Source organism: Micromonospora sp. NPDC048170, assembly GCF_040652795.1.
GTDB lineage: Bacteria > Actinomycetota > Actinomycetes > Mycobacteriales > Micromonosporaceae > Micromonospora.
The window spans coordinates 717,985-732,499 of record NZ_JBEZMR010000001.1 but is presented as its reverse complement, the minus strand read 5'-3'; the positions used below and the strand labels follow the sequence as shown (position 1 = coordinate 732,499).

The window sequence follows — 14,515 nt, the reverse complement described above, 5'->3', positions numbered from 1 at the left end:
GACTTGATCGTGTCCCCCGATGACGCGTGGATGTCGATCGACAAACCGATGCCGCATCCCTTGACGAACGGGAGCACTACCAGTCATGCCAGACGGAAGCATCTTCAAACGCTGCGGCTGCCGCCACCCCGACACCGGCAAGCCCTTCGGCAACGCCTGCCCGAAACTGCGCCGTCCGAACCGGGCCTGGAGTTTCGAGCACGGCCACTGGGCCTACCAACTCGAACTCCCGCCCACCGGCGACGGCCGCCGCCGTCAACTGCGACGCGCCGGCCTGGACAGTCGACGCGACGCCGCCGCCGAACTCGACAACGCCCGCGCGCTCCTCGCGCTCGCCGGACACGACCGCCGCCGCCGTACCGAGATCGCCGACCTGCTCCACACCACGGTCCGCGCCGGCGGCGTCCTTCCCGACATCGACGGCGTGCGTCAGCGGCTACGCGGCGACGGCCCACTCGGGCAGATGCCGATCGTGGCCGAGTACCTCACCCAGTGGATCAGTGACCTCACCATCGACGCCAACACCATCCGCGGCTACGAGTCGATAGTGCGGGTACACCTCGTCCCGCACCTCGGCCAGATCCCCTTGGACAAGCTGCGCACCGGTCACGTCCGCGCCATGTTCACCGCGATCGAGCGCCGCAACGAGGAGATCCGGGCCGCGAAGGCCAGCACCGATCCCGTCGTCCGCGCCACGGTCGCCGGTGTCCGTCCGACCGGGCCTTCGACCCGCCAACGCATCCGCGCCTGCCTACGGAAGGCGATCAACGACGCGCTCGCCGACGAACTCATCGTCGGCTCCAACCCCGCAGCCCTGGTCAAGACTCCCGCCAACCGGCCGCTGCCCATCGTGTGGGAGGACGAACGCGTACAGCGGTGGAAGGCCACCGGGACGGTCCCCGGCCCCGTCATGGTGTGGACCGACACGCAGATCGTCCAGTTCCTCGACTACGCAGCCGTTCATGCCCCCGACCTGTACCCGATGTGGCACTACATGGCCTACCGCGGGCCCCGCCGAGGTGAGGCATGCGGACTACGCGACAGCGAAGTCCGCCTCCACCGCCGCGAGACGACCATCAACAACCAGATCGCCACCCACGGCTACACCGCCGTGCAGAAGCCACCCAAGAGCAGAGCCGGCAACCGCGACCTGATACTCGACGCCGACACCGTCAAGGTCCTCACCGCCTACAAGGCCCGCCGCGCCGCCTGGCAACTCGCCGCCAGTACTGGCTGGCCCGACACCGGCCTGTTCTTCGTCCGCCCCGACGGACACCCCTGGCACCCCAACGCCGTCACCCAACGCTTCCGCAGACTCGTCCGTAAAGCTGGGCTCCCCCCGATCCGGCTGCACGACCTACGCCACAGCGCCGCGACCGTCGCCCTCGACGCCGGCGTCGACATCAAAGTCCTCGCCGAACAACTCGGCCACTCCACCACCACCCTCACCCGCGACACCTACCAAAGCGTCACCAAGGATCTGCACCGCAGCGCCGCCGACGCGGTAGCCAACACGATCGACCGACGCCGCCCAAAGACCGCGTAACGGAAGACAGAAGTCCGATGGCCGAGACCTGCACGGTGGCGGCGCCAGGGTGCCCGCCGCACCCCGGCGCGGAAGAGCCGGCACTCCCGGCCGATCCGTCTACTCATCGTCGTAGACGTACGGATCCTCGGCACCGGCTCACTTCAGGCCACTGATCGGGGCCACGTCACGCTGGATGCAGGTCTGTCCAGGAGCGCGCGTCCGGGCGGTCCCGCGTCCAAGCGTCAAGGACCACGTGGGCGGTGTCCTCGGGTGCGGCGATGAACAGCTGTTGTTCGCCGTCGAAGCGGCCCCGTTCGCTGCGGTGGGTGCCCTGGCTGCAGCAGGAGCACCGGTCAACACGGCTGTTGAGGACCTCCATGCCGTATCCGTCCTGCGCGAACCGCGCCGACAGGTCCTCGATGTCGTCGGCGTCTCGGGCGGTGACCAGGACGGCCAGCGTTGCCAGCGGTGATGCCTCGAACAGTTCGATCTCGTCGAAGACGGGGTAGGCGACACCGCCGGAGACCCGCTCGCCACTCGGGGCGCCGCTGTGCAGGACGATCTCGCCGTACCGGCGCGACGGATCGAACGGCACGTTGAGGACACGAGCCCGGACAGGGTCGATCCGCCTGGCCCAGACCACCTCGCCGACGCCGAGTCGGACGCAGGTGGGTCCACCGTCGATGTCGATCGGGCCTGTGCCCGGTAGCGGCTCCATCCCGAAGCCGGCCCAACAGTCACGGGCCAGGTCCCAGTCCCGCAGTGCGGTCGCGGCGGTGCCGAGGTTCCAGTACGCCGGCTCGTTCGCACCGCGCTCGACAAACCGGACCGCCTGCACGCCACGGTCACGGGCGGTCGGCCAATCCCGCATCCGCAGAGCACACAACGCGGCATCAAACCAGAGCGGCTTGGCGAGCCCGGGCGCCACCCCGGCGGCCACCCCCGCCAGCAGCTCACCGGCGCGGTCGTACCGCTCGGCGTCGAACGCCGCGTACGCCTCGTCCAGTACCCGCTCGATCGCAGCGTCCGGCTCGTCATCGGTCGTCGTCATGGCGCGACACACTACGTGACCGGCAAGATCAAGATGTCAACCCTGCATCCGGATCTGCCGCCGTTCGTGTGTGACGACGGGTGGCAGGCCGTCCGTCGCGCACCGTAGTGTTCTTCGTCGTGACTCAGCATGCGGAACTGGCGAAGAGCGTGCGGGTTGACGACCAGCGCGAGCTGGCGGAACATCACGAAAGTGTCAGTTGGGGGCAGTGGCGTTGGGCTTCTGGGACGTAGGCCCCTTCGACAACGACGACGCCGCGGACTTCGCCGGTGACCTGGACGTCGTGACGGCGGACGCACGCGTCGAGATGGTCGGCAGGGTGCTCGACCGTGTGGTCACGACCAGCGACGACGTCGACATGTGGCACATCCCGAAGGCTATAGCCGCAGCAGCCCTCATCGCGGCGCAATGCCCGGGAGGCGACGCGACCTGCCCCATCTACGGCCCGTCCACGCCGATGCCGCGGTTCCCGAACTCGCTGAAGGACCTGGCCATCGACGCTCTCGATAACGTCCTCGCATCATCTTCCTGGCGTGCCGTCGAATGGAACGACGCCTTGCAAGGAGAGCAATGGCGCCGGAACATCATCGCGCTACGGAAGGTTCTCGACCCGCCGCAGCGAGAGACGCTCTTCGAGATATGAACGACGAGACCCACGCCTCTGCCACCGACCGCGCTGAGCCTGGTGAGGCACGCCAGCACCACTTGGCGCAGGTGAACAGGGTACTTCGTCGCCCCAGCATGTATGGCAGGGACGAGATGGCCGAGCGGCTTCTGCTGGAGGCGATGGCCGCTGTGGATGGCAACCTGAAGCGGTGGTGGGCAGAGTGTGATGGACTGCGCGCGCGACGCGTTCGCCGCGACGGGTGTCATGGGCGCCTACAGCTACATCCTTCCGGCTGGTGCCTTGCGTTATGCCACGGCCTCCGTCTACGCCGAGATCGCCCATCGCCTCGGCTGGCTCGAGCTGGATCGGGCGTTGTCGGCGGCCGAGCTCGAGCAGTTGAGTACCGATGTCGGCAAGTGGGTGACGCAGGATCGAGCGCTGCCCGAGGTCATCGAGACCTTCCGGCCACCATCGCTGTGGATCGGCGGAACCAACCCCTTCTATCCCAAGACGCTCGCCTACACCACGGCCGAGCCCGGCCACGACCTGACCTGCTTCCACCTGTGGAATGACTTCGCGGATACCCCAGCCGGGGCAGGGATGCAGGGCGTACACCCCGAACCGGTGGTTCTCGCCGTGCGCCATCGGCCAGGCATGTTCCCTGACTCGTTCTCGTTCACACCGGAGGGCCTGCACCGCAGGCCAACTGCTGACCAGCGGAGTGCCCCGCTCAGGTCCACCGTCTGGATCTTCCACGGCGACCGCGCCCGATACGCCTCCGGGGTGTTCGACACCCTGGACTCCGCGCTCGCCTGGGCAGCCGAGCACCAAGTGACCGGGAGCCTGGCCGAGTAGGCCAACGGGGGCGCCTACGACATCGCTGTTAGTGAGGGCCGTTTCACGCCATCGACAGCGCACCACGGCACTGCGGACCACGTCGCCGCCTTTGGTCCGGGATTACGCCACATCCACCTAACCGATGGCTCCCATGATCGACGGGCATCCATTCGTGCCGGGAACGCGATCTGGAAGGGGCCGCCGACGCCTGGCCCAACGGCGATCTCATCTCGACGACCTTGGTGAGTCCCCGTCGGGGCGGAGCGGGCAGCGCCGACCCGGCGGCGTGATGGGCAGTCTCGGCGCCCGGCGGGGACAGTGCGCTGTCATACGACGAGCGTGAAAGACAGGCCCAAGTGACGTGGGGGAGCGTAGGACGTGTGCTGGGGCTCGATGAAGAACCAAGGTATGGCTCCGCCAGGTACTTCGCGACGAGGGATCACGCACATGGCCCGATAGCCTCCCGGCCCCGCCGGGGGCGACCGGCTTCGGCCGCCCCCGCGTGCCAGGTTCAGCGGGGCTTGCGGGCGGTGGTGGATGCGAACTGGTAGCCGCGTACCAGCACCGTCGGGTCGGCCATGAGCTCGGCGAACCGGTCCAATTCGTCGTGGGACAGGTCCTCGGCGAGGAGCCGGTCGCGTAGCTGGGTGGCATTGTCGGCGTATAGGCGGCAGCCGGCGCTGCCGCCGGCCCAGGTCTCGGCGGCCCAGCGGGTGCGGACCTGCTCGAAGCCGTTGGCGAGCAGGGCGGAGGGAACTTTGTCGCCCCAGTGCAGGTCGACACCGCGAGCGGCGAGGATGTCGAGGATGGTGTGCACGACGCGGGTGATGAGTTCGTTGTCGCTGTCGGCGGGGGCGTGCGCGGATACGGGTGCGTAGACGATCTCTCCGAGGACGAGGTGTCCGCCGGGGCGCAGCGCGTTGATCATCTGGTGGAGCAGTAGGTGCCGGTTCGGTAGGTGTTCCAGGACGCAGCGGGCGGTGGCGATGTCGATGGTGCCGGGTTTGACCGGCAGGGGTTGGGTGCGCAGGTCGCGCTGGTAGACGTCGAGAACGCCGGTGGGGTTGAGCATGCTGGTGTCGATGTCGACGGCGATGACCTTCCCGGCGTGGCCGACCAGTTCACAAAGGTGCCGGGCGATGGAGCCGGCGCCGGCTCCGACGTCGAGGGCGGTGTGCCCGGCGGTGACGCCCAGGCGGGCCAGGTCGTCGAGGGTGACCGGGTCGAGTATCTCCTGCAGGGGGTGGAGCTGGTGGGGGCTGTTGCGGAACTGGTAGCGCTGCGTGGGTGCGGTGGCCGTCATGGATTGGCTCCTTGCGTCATCGTGGTGTGGCAGGGCAGGGGCGTGGTCAGCAGCCAGTGCTGTTGCGGCTGCGGGTGCAGCGGTCGGGGCGGCGGGGCTGGCCGGGGGCGGGTGGTGGGTTCCCACCAGCGGCGGGTGGCGTGGCTGTGGGCGAGGTAGAGGAGGTAGGTCTGCACGCGCCAGCCGAAGGGACCCATGTGGGCGGACTCGTAGGCGAGGACTTCCCCGGTGTTCGGGTGCAGGACGAGTAGGGCGCGCCGGCCGCCGCTGGTGGCGGCGACGGCGATGCCTGGGCGGCCGGACCGGTCGACCACGCGCGGGTAGTAGGTGAGCGTGCTCAGGTCGGCCAGAACGGTCAGGGCGGCGGCGCGGCCGTCACGACGAGGGCTGTACCAGGTCGACAGATACGCCAAGTTCTCTAGTGCTTCGGTGGGATCGGCTGGTGGGAGTTCGTTGATGCCGAGGTCTTGCCGCAGTACGTCGGTGCGGGTGAAGGGGGCGATCGGTCCGACGTGGTGGAGGTCGCCGGGCCGCCACCAGTCGTGGGTGACCGGGACAACGCTGGCGGGGTGCTGGGTGGCGAGTTGGCCGCCGGATCGGTCGTCGCCGCGCCACCGGGCCACCTCCCGTACCGCCGCCCCGTGGCGGGTGGGGTTGTTCCACTGCCGGTAGTGCACGAGGTCATATGGGCCCGCAGCGGTGTCGCACGGGCTGACCCGCAGGTGTGCGGCCAGCGCCCGCAAGGGGGCGCGTGCCGGTTGCGGGTACGACACCGGGGTGCTCTGGTGGCCGGTGGTGCCGCGCGCCGCTGCAGGGTGGGGCTGCGGGGACGCTGAGGCGGGACAGTGCGCGGCATCAGGTTGGGCGTGGGGCGGTGCTGGCGCTGTCGCGGCGGGTACGGCGGTGGCGGCCAGCACCGCCAGGGCCGCCATTGTCGCGGTGGTGGGGGTCATCGTTGTGCCTGCCCACGGTGGGGCGGGGCGGGTGAGGTCAGGGCGAGGTGGTCGCGCAGCGCTTGCTCGGCCTGTCCGCCGGTGGTGGTGATCGGTCCGGTGAGGCGTCCGTCGGCGAGGATGTGGACGGTGTCGCCGAGGGTGGCGGCGGCGCGGGTGTGGGGGAGAGCGGCGAGGACGGTCACGCCGTGGCGGGGCAGGTCCCGCAGCGCTTGAGTGACGTGCGCGGCCATGGCGGGGGCGAGTCCTTCGGTGGGTTCGTCGCACAGCAGCAGCCGCGGCGCGGTGCGCAGGGCGCGGGCGATGGTGAGCATCTGCTGTTCCCCGCCGGAGAGTTGGTGGCCGCGGTGGCGCAGCCGGGCCGCGAGGGCCGGGAACATCTCCAGCAGTTCGTCTACGGTCCAGGTGCGGCTGCGCGGGCGATCGGCGGGCGGCCGGGTGACGGTGAGGTGTTCGGCGACGGTCAGCGACGGCCACAGCCGCCGGCCCTGCGGGGCGAGGGCGACCCCGGCGCGTGCGGCGCGGACGGGCGTCCAGCCGGTCACGTCGCGGCCGTCGAGCAGGACCCACCCGGCGGTGGGTCGCAGGTGCCCGGCGAGGGTGTGCAGCAGGGTGGTCTTCCCGGCGCCGTTGGGACCGACCACGGTGTGCACGGCGACGGCCGCCAGATTGACGTTGATGTGGTGGAGGACGGGGGTGTCGGGGCGGTAGCCGGCGGCGAGGTCACCGATGCGCAGCATCGTCACCCCCGGTGCCGAGGTAGAGGGCGGCGACGGCCGGGTCGGCGCGCACGGTGTCGGCGGGGCCGTCGGTGTGGCGGCCGCCGTGGTGCAGCACGGTGATCCAGTCAGCGAGGGCGGCGACGACGTCCATGTGGTGCTCGACGAGCACGACCGCCATCCACCCGGGCAGGCCGCCGAGGATGTCGAGGAGCCGGCTGGTTTCGGTGTCGGTGAGGCCGGCGGCAGGTTCGTCGAGCAGCAGCACCCGGGGCTGCCCGGCGAGAGCGACGGCAAGGTCGAGCATGCGGCGATGCCCGTGCGACAGCGTGACGGCCACCTGTCCGGCGTGATCGGCGAGGCCGACAAGATCGAGGACCTCGCCCGGTGTGCGGTCGGAATGGTGACGGTGGTGCCAGCCGCCCATCCGCACGCAGTCAAGGACCGTCAGGTCGGGGTAGACAGTGGGGTGTTGGAAGGTACGCCCGATGCCCGTGCGGGCCCGCCAGGCGGCGCCGCGGCGGGTGATGACCTGCCCGTTGTAGGTGATGGCGCCAGCCTGTACGCGGGTGGTGCCCGCGAGCAGGTCCAGCAGGGTGGACTTGCCGGCACCGTTGGGGCCGATGACGGCGTGCCGATCGCCGGGGGCGACCGTGAACACGTCCAGGTCGAGGACAGTCAGCCGGCCGTAGGCGTGACGCAGTCTGGTGGCGACCAGGCCGTTGCCGTGGGCGCGGTCGATGTCGCTCGGTAGGCGCTGTGAGGGCACCCCGGCGGGATCGATGCGGTGGGCGGTCTTCACAGCGTGCTCCTGACAGTGGATCGGCCCGCCTCGTCTGCCGGGGCCGGGTGGCCCGTGCCGTGGGCAGAGCGAGGGTGAAGGCGGAGGGAGAGGCGGGTGAGTAGGGCGGTGAGGCCGCCGGGCAGCAGATACACCGCGGCGACGTACAGGGCGCCGAGCAGCAGGGGCGCGTGGCCGGGCAGCGAGGCGGCGACCACGTCCCGCACGGTGAGGACCGCGCCCGCGCCGGCGGCGGCGCCGGGCAGCGACAGGGCGCCGCCGATGACCACGGCGAGCAGGGCGAGGGCGGCGGTCGTAAATCCGACGTCGGCCGGGGTGATCCACCGGTGGGTGTGGATCAGCAGCGCCCCGCCGACGCCGGCCACCGCGCCCGCGCCGGCATGCACCACCCACAGGTAGGTGGTGACCCGGTGTCCGCTGGCCGCGGCGCGAGCCTCGTTGCCGCGCAGGGCCGCCAGCAGCGTCCGCCGGTCGCCGCCGAGCAGGGCCATGGCGGCGGCTGTCGCGGCGATCGCGACTGCTGCGGCGTAGAGCAGCACCGTGCGGTCGGCCAGCAGTGGCGGCAGGCCGGGCAGCAGGCGGGGGGCGGGGATCCCGGCGAGCCCGTCGGTGCCGCCGCTCACCGTCCGCCACTGGCCGGCGGTGATTGCGGTCAGTTCCGCGGCGGCGAGGCTGAGCATCAGGAACACCGTGGCGCGGTAGCGGACCAGCACCGCGCCGATCACCCCGGCGGTCAGGGCTCCCGCGCCGGCCGCTGCCAGGAGGTGCAGTAGGGCGAGGTCGCTGCCGGCGAGGGTGAGACGGGCGGTGGTGTAGGCGCCGGCCGCGTACGGGGCGACCTGGCCGAGGGTGGGCAGGCCCGCGTGGCCGGTGACCGCCGCGACGCTGACCGCCAACACCGCCAGGGGCAGCATCCGTGCGGCGGTGGCGTGTAGGTACGGATCCGGTGACAACGCCACAACGCCCACCACCGCAGCCGCCAGCCCGAATGCTGACCAAGGTTGGCCGTGTCGTGCAAGCGCGCGCATCACCGTCGCCGACGTGTCGTGCCGTCGACCGGTCATGCCGACGCCCCTGTCGGAAGGCTGGTCCGGCGGGCCAGCAGCACCACGGCCATCGCGGCGATCAGCAGGTACGGGGCAACCGCCGGGAAGGACGTCACGCCGACGGTCTGCACGATCCCGACCGCGAGGGCGGCGGCGAGCGCACCGGGCACGGAGCCGAGACCACCGCAGACCACGATGATCAGGGACAGCAGCAGGGCGGTGTCGGCGGTGTGCGGGCCGACGCCGAGTATCGGCGTGGTCAACGCCCCGGCAAGGCCGGCGAGGGCCCCAGCGGCGACCAGCACCGCCGCGTCCACCAGCCGGGGGTTCACACCGATGCCGGCGATCATCGCCCGGTCGTCGACCGTGGCACGGATCAGCCAACCGGCGCGGGTGCGGTGTAGCACTACGTAGCCGGCCGCGACGACCGCGACGGCGACGCCCAGCACGGCGAGCCGGTCGACCGGATACCGGTGACCGGCAACCCGGACGGTCGCCTCCAACACCTCAGGCAGGCGAGGTCGCAGGATGTCGGGGCCGTAGGCGGCGGTGAGCAGGTCCGCGCCGATGAGCGCGACACCGAAGGTGAGCAGTGCTTGGTCGAGGTGCCCCCGACCGCGTAGTGCGGCGGTCGCGGCGGCGAGTACCCCGCCGCCGGCGGCTCCCGCGATGGCCGCCAGTGCGACTGCGGCGGCGAGGCTTGGCCAGGTGCCTGAGCTGGTGGCGGCGGCCACGTAGCCGCCGACGGCGATCAGGGTGCCGTGCGCGAGATTGAGCACACCCCCGGCACCGAAGGCGACGGTCAACCCCGCGGCGGCAATCGCCAGGAGCAGCCCGTAGGCGACTCCGTCGACGGCGGGCATCAGGTAGGCGTCCACGCGTACCGCACCTCTCTCGTTCTGGCTGTCTCGGTCAGGGCAGGGTGGTGAGGTCCTGCAGCAGGACGTTGGACAGGACGGGGCCGTCGGGCTTGACCTCGCGCAGGTACCAGCGCTGCACCGGCCGGTGCTCGGTGGGCTCGAACTGCCAGTCCCCGCGCGGCGACACGACCCGCCCGACCTGCCCGATCGCGGCGTTGAGCTTCTCCCCGCTCACCTCGCCGTCGACGGCGGTCAGCGCCCGGTCGAGGACGGCGGCGGCGTCGTAGGAGGCCATCGCGAACGTCGTCGGCTGCCCCGGGTGACCGGCGGCGGACCAGGCCGCGACAAACTCCTGGTTCGCCTGATTGGCCAGGGTGGGGCTGTAGTTGAGGACGTTGCGGATGCCAGTGGCCGCCGGCCCTTGCGCGGTGAGCACGGATCCTTCGGTCAGGAAGCCGGCGGCGTAGAGGGGGACGTCGGCAAGGTCGGACTGGGCGTACTGCTTGACGAACGCCACCGCCGCCGCCCCGGCGTAGAAGGTGTAGACGGCCTTCGGTTTGGTCTCGGCGGCCTTGTTCAGGTACGGCAGGAAGTTCTCCGTCGCCGGGAATGGCGTGAACAGTGTCTTGCCGTCGGGGTTGGCGAGTTTTCCGCCGAGGCGGGTGAAGGTGTCGGTGAAGCCGCGCAGCTCGTCCCAGCCGCCCTGGTAGTCCGGGCCGATCGCGTACACCGCTCCGTCGCCGACCTGCGACTTGATGTGGGAGGCGATGGCGATGCCCGGCTCGTCGGAGTTGTAGGAGGTGTGCCAGGTGTAGGCGAGGTCGCGGGGCTTGCCGCCGACCGGCGCTAACGCCGGCCGCGCGTTCGCGCCGAGCAGGGGGATCTTCCGCTGCGTGGTGAGGGTCTGCACCTTGTCGACCGTCGCGCCACCGACCAGGCCGGTCAGGGCGATGACGCGGTCGCGTTCGAGGAGTTTCTGCGCGGCGGGGACGGCCGTGGCGGGGCCGTCGCCCTCATCGGCCACGACCAGGTCGACCTTCCGGCCGCCGAGCTTGCCGTGGTGGGTGTCGAGGTACAGCTGGAAGCCGCGCTGCATGTCCTCGCCGACGGTGGCGTAGGTGCCCGACAGCGAGACCAGCAGCCCCACACGGACGGCGCCGGAGTCGTTGGCAGTGCTGCTGCACCCGGTGCCGGTCAGCAGGAGACCGGCTGCGGTCAGGGCGGCGAGCCCACGTCGGGGACGTGGCCGGGGATCAGACATTGAAGGCGCTCCTTCGTCAGGGGTGAGGGGTGACTTCCGGATGGGGTCAGGGCTGCGCGACCGCCGAGTGGGGCGTGCTCTGCGTGATGACGTACTCGATGAGGGCGATCAGAAGCCGACGGACGCTGTCGCGGTCACGAGCGTCGATGTCGACAATTGGCACGTCCGCAGCCAGGGCGAGGGCTTCACGGATGGCCGACGCGGGGTAGGAGCGGGCGCCGGGGAACTGGTTGACGGCGACGACGTAGGGCAGCCGGACGTGCTCGACGTAGTCGAGGTGTCGGAACGAGTCCTGCAGGCGGCGGGTGTCTACCAGGACCACGGAGCCTGCGGCGCCGCGGACGATGGCGTCCCACATGAACCAGAAGCGGTGCTGGCCTGGGGTGCCGTAGACGTAGAGGGTGACGCCGTCGACGTCGAGGCGGCCGAAGTCCATCGCCACCGTGGTGGTGGTCTTGGCTGGCGTGAGGGACGTGTCGTCGTCGGCGTTGCCGGCGGACATGCGGGCCTCGGTGGTCACTGGCGCGATGTCGGAGACCGCGCCGACGAGGGTGGTCTTCCCCACGCCGAACGGCCCGGTCAGCACGATCTTCAGGTTTGGCGGCCCACCGGCGGGTCTCCGCGCGGCGATGGCGGGGGCGGTCATCGCCGGCCAGCCGCCGCGGTGGTGAGTGTGCCGGCGAAGGCGGGGGTGAGCTGGTCGCCGACCTGCTCGGCGAAGCGGCCGAGCTCTTCGGTGACGAACGCGAGGTCGGCGTCGCGGGTGGCCAGGGTGAGCAGCGACGCGCCGGTGCTCACCGCGACCAGGATCAGGAACCCGTGCGCCAGCTCGGTCAGGTTGCCCTGCACCCCGCCTGCGGCAAGGTCACGGGCGGCACCGTTGAGCAGGCTGTTCATTCCGGCCGCGACCGCGGCGAGGCGTTCGGCGGCGTCCCGGTTGAGCCCGTCGGTCCAGGCCAGCAGCAGCCCGTCGGCCGACACCGCCACGGCCTGGCTGATCCCGGGCACGCGGGCGACGAGGTTGGTGCTCAGCAGATAACTCAGATCACTCATGACTGGCCCTTCGACTGGGGAAAGCGGCGGTCGAGGCCGCGCTGGTAGGCCCCCGCCGTACGGGCCAGGCCACCCATCGAGCGGACCGGCACGTCGGCAGCGGGCGGGGGCGGTGGTGTGAACGCGGCCATCGACTGCCGCTTCGGCAGGCCGTTGGCCGTGGTGGCGGTCTGTCCGGGCTGCCCGCGCGCAGGGGTGGAGGGCATGTGCACCGTGGCTCCCTCGACGAACCACGCCGGCGGCGGCAGGTGTCGGGCCGTCTCGTCGTAGGCCGGCGTCGACTCCGACTCAGGCGCCCGCCGCGGCACCGGAATCACCGGCAGCGCCTGAGTAGGGCCATCGGTCGCGCTCGGGGCGGGCGGCCGGCGTCGGGCGGGCAGCGCGGCCGAGCCGCCGCGCCGGGCTGGCACCGCCGTGGGCGCGGGCAGGGTGAGGGTGGACGCGGGCGTGCCGCCGGGAGCACGCCGTCCGGCGATCGGGCCGGTGGGCAGCACGGCCGGCTCGGGAATGCTGATCAGGAGCTTGTCGGCGGGGATCTCGATTTCCGCGACCGTGCCGTGCGGCTGTCCCGGTAGCAGTCGCACGCGCAGCCCGTGCGCTGCGGCCAGCAGCGCGACGGTGGCCAGGCCTTGGCGCCGGATGTGCTCCACCTCGATCATCGGCGCGGGCTCGGCCAGCTCGGCGTTGAGTCGAGCAAGCAGGTCCGGCTTGATGCCGGGACCGGTGTCGGTGACCTGGATGATCGCCCGGTTGCCCAGAAGATGCCCGGTGACCAGCGCGTCGCCCGGGCTGTAGCGGGTGGCGTTGTCCAGCAGCGACGCCAGCAGGTGCACCAGGTCATCGATCATCGGCGGCGGCACCAGCACCCGCTCGTCGATCACCCCGAGCAGCACCCGCCGGTACTCCTGGATCCGACCCTGCGCCGCCTGCGCCACCGTCACCAGCACCGCCGGCTGCGAATGCACCGCCCCCAACGACCGACCCGACAACACCAACAGGCTCTGCGTGGAATGCAGCAACTGCGCGGCGAGACTGTCCACCGCGAAGAACGTCGCCAGGGTCGCGGCATCCTTCTCATCCCGCTCCGCCATGTCCAACTCGCGCAGCAGCCGGTGCGTCATCCCCTGACACCGCCGCCCCACCGCCTCCACCGCGCCAGCGGCCACCCGCCGCTGCCGCGCCAGATCCGTCGAAATCCGGTACGTGTTCAACGCGAGCGTGTCGAACGCGGCAGCCACCTCGTCCACCTCATCCCGCACCGACGTGGGCGCCAGCGCAGCAGGCGGCGGCGGAACCGACGCCGGGTCGGCGGGATCCGCCGCGTCGACGCGGCGGACCAGGTCCGGCAGGTCGCGCTCAGCGACACGGGTGACCGCGTCACGGACTCGCCGCAGCCGCCGCGCCAACGCCTGACCCTGTCGCCACGCCAGCGCCGCCGCAGCCACGACCAGCGCCACGGCAACCGCCGACAGCACACCCGTGGTAACCCACTGCTGCCGGCGTTGACGCCCCACCTCGGCGGCGATGTCCGCGTCAACGCGGGTCTGCACCGAGTGGAGCCGGTCGCGCCGCTCATCGCTAGCCGCGTCCCACCGGGACGCGTTCACCCGCAACCGCTGACCCACCTGAGTACGGGCGACCTCGTCGTCGAAACGCTGCACCGCGAGGACCTGCAGACCGGACAGCGCCTGGTCCAGCCACGACCGCCACCGCGCCGGCGACCGCTGCGACACCACCAGCAACGCCTCGTCATACCCGGCACGGGTCGCGGCCAACTCCCGCTGCACCGCCTGCGACACCACGGCGCCGTTGTTGGCAGCTACAGCTGCCTGTTGGATACCCGCGTACTGCCCGGCCTGTGACAACGCCGCCGCCACCCGCAACTGGTCGGCCACCGTACCGTCCGCACCGCCGACCTGACCCACGGTCTCCCGCACCGCCAGCCCCTGCGCGACCACCGCCCGATACCGCACCAGCACCGCCGTCAGCGACGCTGACCTCGCCTTGACCTGCTCCCGAAACACCGGAAGCAACCGCAACTGCTCGTCGAACGGCCCCACCAGCCGACGCACCGCATCCAAAGCATCAAGCTCGCCGCGGCGCTGCCGGTAGGCGTCCACCGCCCGGTCGGATGTCGCGACCTGCTCGAGATAGCCGTTGAGGCCATCCGCCGGGTCGACGACCAGCCCGCCGGCGAACTGCCGCTCCCGGTCGAGTTCGTGCAGCACCTCACCCACCGCGGCCGACACGGCCACCAGCGACTGCAGGCGGTCGGCACTGCGCGCCTGACGGCTCGTCGATGCCACACCCCACGAGGCGAAGACCAGAGTCGCCACCAACGGAATCAGCAGCAGGAGCGCAAGCCTCCGTGCAACAGGCACAACAGTCCTTCCTGGTTCGAGAGCTTGAACGGGCGTAGCCAAGGCACCGAAGCGGGCGGGGACCTTGCCACGTGAATCGGAAGCGGAGACCGTGTAGTGCCGGTACCGTTCCGG

The 14,515-nt window shown here is 71.2% G+C and carries 14 protein-coding genes; 3 read left to right on the top strand and 11 right to left on the bottom strand.

Features of this window, described 5'->3' with window-relative positions:
- The first annotated feature begins 85 nt into the window (after positions 1-85).
- Complete coding sequence (locus AB0D32_RS03320) at positions 86-1,546, top strand: tyrosine-type recombinase/integrase (protein WP_357084058.1); 1,461 nt, start codon at positions 86-88, stop codon at positions 1,544-1,546.
- A gap of 166 nt (positions 1,547-1,712) precedes the next feature.
- On the opposite strand, the gene AB0D32_RS03315 is transcribed toward AB0D32_RS03320, so the two are convergent.
- Positions 1,713-2,579 carry a hypothetical protein gene (locus tag AB0D32_RS03315; protein ID WP_357084055.1) on the bottom strand — a complete coding sequence of 289 codons (867 nt, stop codon included), beginning with the start codon at positions 2,577-2,579 and terminating at the stop codon, positions 1,713-1,715.
- A 208-nt stretch (positions 2,580-2,787) separates the two neighbouring features.
- On the opposite strand from AB0D32_RS03315, the gene AB0D32_RS03310 reads away from it, so the two are divergent.
- Both AB0D32_RS03310 and AB0D32_RS03305 read left to right on the top strand, forming a co-directional pair.
- A complete protein-coding gene (locus tag AB0D32_RS03310; RefSeq protein WP_357084052.1) occupies positions 2,788-3,222 on the top strand; it encodes a DUF4259 domain-containing protein in 435 nt (144 codons plus the stop codon).
- Positions 3,223-3,411: 189 nt separating this feature from the next.
- The gene (locus tag AB0D32_RS03305; RefSeq protein WP_357084049.1) at positions 3,412-4,041 is read left to right on the top strand and encodes a hypothetical protein; all 630 of its coding nucleotides are present in this window, start codon (positions 3,412-3,414) and stop codon (positions 4,039-4,041) included.
- Between the two features lie 493 nt (positions 4,042-4,534).
- On the opposite strand, the gene AB0D32_RS03300 is transcribed toward AB0D32_RS03305, so the two are convergent.
- The 10 genes from AB0D32_RS03300 to AB0D32_RS03255 form a co-directional block, all read right to left on the bottom strand.
- On the bottom strand, positions 4,535-5,326 hold the full coding sequence (locus AB0D32_RS03300; protein WP_357084046.1) for a methyltransferase domain-containing protein: 792 nt from the start codon (positions 5,324-5,326) through the stop codon (positions 4,535-4,537).
- Positions 5,323-6,279, bottom strand: coding sequence for a hypothetical protein (locus tag AB0D32_RS03295; RefSeq protein ID WP_357084044.1), 957 nt, complete (start codon positions 6,277-6,279; stop codon positions 5,323-5,325). The genes AB0D32_RS03300 and AB0D32_RS03295 overlap by 4 nt, the downstream gene beginning before the upstream one ends.
- The gene (locus AB0D32_RS03290; RefSeq protein ID WP_357084041.1) at positions 6,276-7,019 is read right to left on the bottom strand and encodes an ATP-binding cassette domain-containing protein; all 744 of its coding nucleotides are present in this window, start codon (positions 7,017-7,019) and stop codon (positions 6,276-6,278) included. The genes AB0D32_RS03295 and AB0D32_RS03290 overlap by 4 nt, the downstream gene beginning before the upstream one ends.
- Positions 7,003-7,800, bottom strand: a complete 798-nt coding sequence (locus AB0D32_RS03285) for an ATP-binding cassette domain-containing protein (RefSeq protein ID WP_357084038.1) — start codon at positions 7,798-7,800, stop codon at positions 7,003-7,005. Before AB0D32_RS03285 ends, AB0D32_RS03290 begins: the two co-directional genes overlap by 17 nt.
- Positions 7,797-8,759 (bottom strand): branched-chain amino acid ABC transporter permease, encoded by a 963-nt coding sequence (locus AB0D32_RS03280; protein WP_357084035.1) that lies wholly within the window; start codon positions 8,757-8,759, stop codon positions 7,797-7,799. The genes AB0D32_RS03285 and AB0D32_RS03280 overlap by 4 nt, the downstream gene beginning before the upstream one ends.
- 101 nt (positions 8,760-8,860) lie before the next feature.
- Complete coding sequence (locus AB0D32_RS03275) at positions 8,861-9,724, bottom strand: branched-chain amino acid ABC transporter permease (RefSeq protein ID WP_357084032.1); 864 nt, start codon at positions 9,722-9,724, stop codon at positions 8,861-8,863.
- Between the two features lie 34 nt (positions 9,725-9,758).
- Complete coding sequence (locus AB0D32_RS03270) at positions 9,759-10,967, bottom strand: ABC transporter substrate-binding protein (RefSeq protein ID WP_357084029.1); 1,209 nt, start codon at positions 10,965-10,967, stop codon at positions 9,759-9,761.
- Positions 10,968-11,013: 46 nt separating this feature from the next.
- A complete protein-coding gene (locus AB0D32_RS03265) occupies positions 11,014-11,613 on the bottom strand; it encodes an ATP/GTP-binding protein (RefSeq protein WP_357084026.1) in 600 nt (199 codons plus the stop codon).
- A complete protein-coding gene (locus AB0D32_RS03260; protein WP_357084023.1) occupies positions 11,610-12,020 on the bottom strand; it encodes a roadblock/LC7 domain-containing protein in 411 nt (136 codons plus the stop codon). The genes AB0D32_RS03265 and AB0D32_RS03260 overlap by 4 nt, the downstream gene beginning before the upstream one ends.
- Positions 12,017-14,356, bottom strand: a complete 2,340-nt coding sequence (locus AB0D32_RS03255; protein ID WP_357084020.1) for a nitrate- and nitrite sensing domain-containing protein — start codon at positions 14,354-14,356, stop codon at positions 12,017-12,019. Before AB0D32_RS03255 ends, AB0D32_RS03260 begins: the two co-directional genes overlap by 4 nt.
- Positions 14,357-14,515: the final 159 nt, after the last annotated feature.